5 protein-coding genes are annotated in these 6,712 nt (G+C 70.9%); all 5 read left to right on the top strand.

Annotated elements, in window-relative coordinates:
* Positions 1-338 precede the first annotated feature (338 nt).
* On the top strand, positions 339-1,535 hold the full coding sequence (locus ACZ6NC_RS28420; protein ID WP_465736602.1) for a LacI family DNA-binding transcriptional regulator: 1,197 nt from the start codon (positions 339-341) through the stop codon (positions 1,533-1,535).
* A 454-nt stretch (positions 1,536-1,989) separates the two neighbouring features.
* Positions 1,990-2,973, top strand: coding sequence for an ABC transporter substrate-binding protein (locus tag ACZ6NC_RS28415; protein ID WP_465572462.1), 984 nt, complete (start codon positions 1,990-1,992; stop codon positions 2,971-2,973).
* A gap of 78 nt (positions 2,974-3,051) precedes the next feature.
* On the top strand, positions 3,052-4,575 hold the full coding sequence (locus tag ACZ6NC_RS28410) for a sugar ABC transporter ATP-binding protein (RefSeq protein WP_465736601.1): 1,524 nt from the start codon (positions 3,052-3,054) through the stop codon (positions 4,573-4,575).
* Complete coding sequence (locus ACZ6NC_RS28405) at positions 4,572-5,654, top strand: ABC transporter permease (protein WP_465572467.1); 1,083 nt, start codon at positions 4,572-4,574, stop codon at positions 5,652-5,654. The genes ACZ6NC_RS28410 and ACZ6NC_RS28405 overlap by 4 nt, the downstream gene beginning before the upstream one ends.
* Positions 5,651-6,622, top strand: coding sequence for a galactofuranose ABC transporter, permease protein YjfF (yjfF, locus tag ACZ6NC_RS28400; protein ID WP_465572470.1), 972 nt, complete (start codon positions 5,651-5,653; stop codon positions 6,620-6,622). Before ACZ6NC_RS28405 ends, yjfF begins: the two co-directional genes overlap by 4 nt.
* Positions 6,623-6,712 lie beyond the last annotated feature (90 nt).

The raw sequence follows: 6,712 nt of genomic DNA, 5'->3' as shown, positions 1-6,712 counted from the left end.
GAAGCCCCCCCGACTCGTTGGGAGGAGGGGGGGCCACCCCACGGCCGTCCCCCCCCCCCCCCCCCGTCCGCCGTTCCCGTGCCGCGCCCCGGGGCCGGTGGCCGAGCCCGATCTCCGCCCGCCGCCGGTGGCGGGGGAAAGGGCGGCGAGGCGACGGGCCGGGCCTTCGTGATGCCCGGGCCCGGCCATCCCCGGGAGGGCCGCGCCGATCGGCTCGACGAGCCGCCCGTCATGGGTGCGGCCCGCGCCGGGGAGGGGCGCGGCCTGCCCGGGCGACCGCCCCGAGGCCGGATCGAAGCCTGACCGCACGCCAGTTGTTAGCGCTAACATGTTTGCGCATGATGGGCATGAGACAGTGGCGCCGCCACGCCGCCACGCCGCCACGCCGCCACGCCGCCACGCCGCCGCGCCGCCACGCCGCCACGCCGCCACGCCGCCACGCCGCCACGCCGCCGCGCCGCCACGAGGCGGCCGGTCGGACCGTGGCACCGGAGGGGCTGTACGTGGGAGCTGAAGCGGTCGGTACCGAGGTGCGGCAGCCGGTGATGGCGGACGTCGCGAAACTGGCCGGCGTCTCCCACCAGACGGTGTCCCGGGTGCTCAACGGCGCCCCGCACGTGCGGCCCGGGACCCGCGAAAGGGTGCTCGCTGCGATCCGCGAACTCGACTACCGGCCCAACTCGGCGGCCCGCGCCCTGGTCACCCGCCGCTCGCGGACCCTGGGCGTGGTCACCTTCGACTCCACGCTGTACGGGCCCGCGTCGATGCTGGACGGCATCGAGCGCGCCGCCCGCACCGCCGACTACTTCGTCAGCGTCGCCAGCCTGCGCTCGTTGGACGGCCGATCCGTGCAGGAGGCCGTGGACAGGCTGCGCGACCAGGGCGTGGAAGGCGTCGTGGTGATCGCCCCGCAGGTCTCCGCGGTCGGCGCCCTCGCGAAGCTCTCCAGTTCGGTGCCGGTGGTCGCGGTCGGATCCGGTAGCCGGTCCCGGCTGCCGATGATGTCGTTCGACAACCGGGCCGGTGCCGAGGCCGCCACCCGTTACCTGCTCGACCTCGGCCACCGGACCGTGCACCACCTCTCGGGCGCCGCGGGCTGGATGGAGAGCCGCGACCGCCAGGACGGCTGGCGGCGGACCCTGGAGGCCGGCGGCGCCCGCGTGCCGCCGGTCGAGACCGGCGACTGGACCTCCCGCTCCGGGTGCGAGGCGGGCCGCCGGATCGCCCACGACCCGGAGGTCACGGCCGTCTTCTGCGCCAGCGACCACATGGCGCTCGGCCTGGTCCGCGCCCTGTACGAGGCGGGCCGCGCCATGCCGGGAGAGATCAGCGTGATCGGCTTCGACGACATCCCGGAGGCCGCGTACTTGACCCCGCCGCTCACCACCGTTCGCCAGGACTTCGGCGAACTCGGCCGCCACGCCCTCGAACTCCTCCTCAAGGAACTCGACGGCGTCGCCCACGACCACAACCACGTGCAGATCTCCCCGGAGATGGTCCTGCGCCGCAGCGCCAGCCCCGCCCGCCGCGTCTGACCCCTGCCGCCCGTGGCCGTCGGGGCGGCCGATCGGGGCGCTCGGTCCCGTCCGACGGGTGGGCGTCCGCGGATCCGGGGGCGGTGTCCGCGAAGGGCCCGCCTCGGCGAGCGCGGGGAGCCCGTGCGGGCACGGGGCGCTTCGCGTCCGAAGGCCGGGGCCGGTCAGGCTTGTACGTTGCCCTGCCGAGGGGGCGAGGGGGTGCGGTCGGACCGGTCCCGGCCGGTGGGAACCCTCTTCGGCGAATGATCAACTCCTGAGTCTGTGGCGGAGTTGACGGGCGATCGGGTTGCTGCGGACGGCCTGGTCAAGATTGGGTAACGGGGCTCGGGGGCCTTGCCGGTTCTGATTGTGAGCGTTAACAATCTGTCTCGAGCGAAACGGCGCCGATACCTCCCGTTCATGTGAGCCGGTGCTGTTCGCGCGATCGACGATCCCGAGAGGAAGTCCCACCATGTCCAAGAGAGCTGCGGCGGCCCTGGTCGCCGGTGCGATGGTCACCGTCCTCACCGCGTGTGGTTCCGGCGGTGGCGGGGGCTCGGCCGACAAGGGAGCCGGCCACAAGCTCGTCGTGGGCTTCTCGCAGGTCGGCGCGGAGAGTGGCTGGCGCACCGCGAACACCAAGTCGATCCAGGAGTCCGCGAAGAAGGCCGGCATCGAGCTGAAGTTCTCCGATGCGCAGCAGAAGCAGGAGAACCAGATCAAGGCGATCCGCTCGTTCATCCAGCAGAAGGTCGACGTGATTGCCTTCTCGCCGGTGGTGGAGTCGGGTTGGGACACCGTGCTGAAGGAGGCGAAGGACGCCAAGATCCCGGTGATCCTCACCGACCGCGCGGTGGACTCCAAGGACGACTCGCTCTACGTCTCCTTCCTCGGCTCGGACTTCGTCGAGGAGGGCAAGAAGGCCGGCGACTGGCTGGTGAAGGAGTACCAGGGCAAGTCCGACGAGGTGAACATCGTCGAACTGCAGGGCACCACCGGTTCGGCGCCGGCCAACGACCGCAAGGCGGGCTTCGGTGACGTGATCAAGGCGGACGCGAAGTTCAAGGTGGTGGCCTCGCAGACCGGCGACTTCACCCGCGCGAAGGGCAAGGAGGTCATGCAGGCTTTCCTGAAGGCCCAGCCGAAGATCGACGTGCTGTACGCGCACAACGACGACATGGCGCTGGGGGCCATCCAGGCGATCGAGGAGGCCGGCAAGAAGCCGGGCACCGACATCAGGGTCATCTCGGTGGATGGGGTCAAGGACGCCTTCACGGCGATGACCCAGGGCAAGATCAACGTCGATGTGGAGTGCAACCCGATCCTCGGCGACCAGCTGATGGACCTGGTGAAGAAGGTCAAGGCCGGCGAGCAGGTGCCGAAGCGGATCAAGACGCAGGAGGGTGTCTTCACCCAGGACCAGGCCGCTGCCGCGCTGCCGACCCGCCAGTACTGAACGGGCCCGCCCGCCCGGGGAGTGATCGGCGGATCACTCCCCGGGCGGACAGGGTCGCACGAGGAGAGGAGAACCGGGGTGCGTCAGCAACCGGTCCTGGAAGTGCGGGGGATCCGCAAGGAGTTCCCCGGGGTGGTGGCGCTGGACGGGGTCGACTTCCGGCTCTTCCCAGGCGAGGTGCACGCCCTGATGGGGGAGAACGGCGCCGGCAAGTCCACGCTGATCAAGGTGCTGACCGGGGTGCACCCGGCGGACGGCGGCGAGGTGGTGCTGGCCGGAGAGCGGGTTCGGATCGCCGGTCCGCTGCAGGCCCAGGAGGTGGGCATCAGCACCGTCTACCAGGAGGTGAACCTCTGCCCGAACCTGTCGGTGGCGGAGAACATCTTCATCGGTCGCGAACCGCGCCGCCTCGGCCTGATCGACTGGGCCGAGATGCGCCGCAGGGCCGCCGAACTGGTCCGGACGATGGAGCTGGACGTCGACGTCAGTGCGCCGCTGGACAGCTACTCCATCGCCGTCCAGCAACTGGTCGCCATCGTCCGCGCGGCGGACGTCTCGGCCAAGGTGCTGATCCTGGACGAGCCGACCTCCAGCCTGGACCGTGAAGAGGTCAGCCAACTCTTCACCGTGATGCGGCGGTTGCGCGACCAGGGCGTCGCCATCCTGTTCGTCTCGCACTTCCTCGACCAGATCTACGAGATCTGCGACCGGATGACGGTGCTGCGCAACGGACGGCTCGAGGGCGAGTACCTGACCAGCGAGCTCAACCAGGTCGAACTGGTCTCGCGGATGATCGGGGCGGAGCTCGCCGGGCTCGACCGACTCGCCGGCGGCCACCGGCGCGAGCGCTCCGCTCCGGCCACCGGCCGACCTTTCCTGGAGGCCGAGGGCCTGGCCCGGCAGGGCGCCGTCGCCCCGTACGACCTCGCCATCAGTCCCGGTGAAGTGATCGGCCTGGCGGGCCTGTTGGGATCCGGCCGGACCGAGGCCGCCAGGCTGCTGTTCGGCGCCGACCACAAGGACGGCGGCACCGTGCGGATCGACGGCACCGAGACCGACCTGCGCAGCCCGCGCGACGCGATCGCGCACGGCATCGCGTTCTGCTCGGAGAACCGCAAGACCGAGGGCCTGGTCGGCGAGCTGACCGTCCGGGAGAACATCGTGCTGGCGATGCAGGCGGCCCGCGGCTGGGCCCGTCCGCTGTCGCGCACCGTGCAGGACGCGCTGGCGCTGCGCTGGATCCGTGCCCTGGACATCCGCCCGGGCGATCCGGAGGCGCTGGTCCGCAACCTCAGCGGCGGAAACCAGCAGAAGGTGCTGCTGGCCCGCTGGCTGATCACCGACCCCAAGCTGCTGATCCTGGACGAGCCCACCCGCGGCATCGACATCGGCGCCAAGGCCGAGATCCAGAAGCTGGTCGCGAACCTCGCCGAGGAGGGCATGGCGGTGCTGTTCATCTCCGCCGAGCTGGAGGAGGTGCTGCGGCTCAGCCACCGCGTCGGGGTACTGCGCGACCGCCGGATGGTCGCCCAACTGCGCAACGACGACGCCCTCACCCCGGAGCGCGTCCTGGCCACCATCGCGAGTGGAGCGGAACAATGACCACGGCCTCGACCACCGGGAGGGGCAAGGCGGTGACCCGGTACCGGCTGTTCTGGCCGGCCGTGGTGCTGGCCGTGCTCCTGCTCGCCAACCTCGCCTTCACCCCGGACTTCTTCGCCGTCCACCTCAAGGACGGCCACCTGTACGGCAGCACGGTCGACATCCTGCACTTCGGCGCTCCGCTGATCCTGGTGTCGCTCGGCATGACCCTGGTGATCGCCACAGGCGGGATCGACCTCTCGGTCGGTTCCACCGTCGCCATCGCCGGCGCGCTGGCCTGCCTGCACATCAGCGAGGCGGCCGACCCGGCGAGTCTCGGCACGGTGCTCGGCGCGATCGGCATCGCGCTCGGTACGGCGGTGCTGCTGGGTGTCGCGAACGGGGTGCTGGTGGCCCGGATCGGGGTACAGCCGATCATCGCCACCCTGATCCTGATGGTCGCCGGCCGCGGCGTCGCCCAGCTGATCACCGACGGTCAGATCATCACGATCACCAGCGAGCCGTACAAGCTCATCGGCGGCGGCTACTGGCTGGGGATGCCGTTCGCGATCCTGCTCAGCGGGCTGGTCGCGCTGCTCACCGCGCTGCTCACCCGCTCCACCGCCCTCGGCCTGCTGCTGGAGTCGGTCGGTGGCAACCCGGTGGCCAGCCGGCTGGTCGGGATCCGGGCGATGCGCCTGGTCGGCCTGGTGTACGTGTTCAGCGCCCTCTGCGCGGCCGTCGCCGGACTGATGGTCTCCTCCAACGTCTCGGCGGCGGACGGCAACAACGCCGGTCTGTGGATCGAGCTCGATGCCATCCTCGCGGTGGTGATCGGCGGGACGTCGCTCAACGGGGGTCGCTTCTCGATCGGCGGCACGGTCCTCGGCGCGCTGATCATCCAGACCCTCTCCACCACGGTCTACACCATCGGCATCCCGCCGGAGACCACGCTGGTCTTCAAGGCGTTCGTCGTGATCACGGTCTGCCTGATCCAGTCGCCGAACTTCCGTGCCAAGGTCGCCCGGCGCGGCGCCGGGCGCCGGAGCACCGGCCGGCCGCGCCCTGCCACCACCACCAACCGGGAGGTCGGCGCGTGAACGCCAACGCCCTGCTGACCAGAGTGCGCGGACAGATCCCGCTGCTGGTCACCTCCGTCCTGCTGGTGTCGATGTTCACCGCCGGGTCGGTGCAGTACGACGGATTCTTCTCCGGGCAGGTGCTGCTCAACCTGCTGATCGACAACGCCTTCCTGCTCGTGGTCGCGGTCGGGATGACCTTCGTCGTGCTGACCGGCGGCATCGACCTGTCGGTCGGCGCGGTGGTGGCCCTGTCCACCATGGTCTCCGCCTGGCTGGTGGAGCGGCAGGGCTGGCCGCCGCTGCTGGTCATCCCGCTGGTGCTGGTGATGGGCACGGCCGGCGGTTGGGTGATGGGGTGGGTGATCCACACCTTCGAGATCCAGCCGTTCATCGTGACACTGGCGGGCATGTTCCTCGCCCGGGGCCTGTGCTACATGATCAGCATCGAGTCGATCTCCATCACGGATCCGTCGTACACCGCGATGGCGCAGACCCGCATCCCGCTCGGGGACCTGTTCGTCTCGCCGAGCGTGGTCATCGCGCTCCTGGTGGTGGCGGCCGGATTCGTCGTGCTGCACTACACCCGGCTCGGCCGGAACGTGTACGCGCTCGGCGGCAGCGAGCAGTCCGCCCTGCTGATGGGCCTGCCGGTGGGACGGACCAAGACCACCGTGTACGCGATCAGCGGCTTCTGTTCGGCGCTCGGCGGTGTGCTGCTCACCTTCTACATGCTCTCCGGCTACGGCCTGCACGCGGTCGGCCTGGAGCTGGACGCGATCGCCGCCGTGGTGATCGGCGGCACCCTGCTCACCGGCGGCTCCGGCTACCTGCTGGGCACCCTGCTGGGCGTGCTGGTGCTGGGCCTGATCCAGACCATCATCAGCTTCCAGGGCACCCTCAGCTCGTGGTGGACCAGGATCGTGATCGGCGGGCTGCTGTTCGTCTTCATCGTCCTGCAGCGTCTGATCACCGCCCGCCGGCGGTAGCGGAGGGGAGGGGGGGGGGGGGGGGGGGGGGGGGGGGGGGGGGGGGGGGGGGGGGGGGGGGGGGGGGGGGGGGGTGGGTGGAGGAGGGGG

The organism is Kitasatospora sp. NPDC041988 (genome assembly GCF_055588525.1).
This window is presented reverse-complemented; position numbering and strand designations above follow the sequence as displayed.

Coding starts and splice junctions, on each gene's coding strand:
- ACZ6NC_RS28420 (WP_465736602.1), top strand. CDS start 339: ATGATGGGCATGAGACAGTGGCGCCGCCACGCCGCCACGCCGCCACGC.
- ACZ6NC_RS28415 (WP_465572462.1), top strand. CDS start 1,990: ATGTCCAAGAGAGCTGCGGCGGCCCTGGTCGCCGGTGCGATGGTCACC.
- ACZ6NC_RS28405 (WP_465572467.1), top strand. CDS start 4,572: ATGACCACGGCCTCGACCACCGGGAGGGGCAAGGCGGTGACCCGGTAC.